We start from the raw sequence: 239 nt of genomic DNA on the forward strand, positions 1-239 counted from the left end.
AAATAATACTATTTAATCAAGGTAGCACTTACACTTTTACGAACAACATCTGCGAAATATTGATGCATACGATAATCGTTAGTTAACTCTGGATGATAAGAACAAGCTAAAAATGGTCCTTGCTGTGCCGCTACAATTTCCCCTTCAAACTCAGCTAGAACTTCTACCTCTTCACCAACCTCTTGAATAATTGGTGCACGTATGAATACCCCTTGGACATCTTCGCCAATACCTTTAAC

1 pseudogene is annotated in these 239 nt (G+C 38.1%); it reads right to left on the reverse strand.

The features are described from left to right. Positions 1-8 precede the first annotated feature (8 nt). Positions 9-239, reverse strand: a pseudogene (locus AOA59_RS25645) (pyridoxal 5'-phosphate synthase glutaminase subunit PdxT); the annotation flags it as partial.

It is taken from the genome of Pseudomonas sp. 2822-15 (assembly GCF_002742515.1).
Classification (GTDB): Bacteria; Pseudomonadota; Gammaproteobacteria; order Pseudomonadales; family Pseudomonadaceae; genus Aquipseudomonas; species Aquipseudomonas salomonii.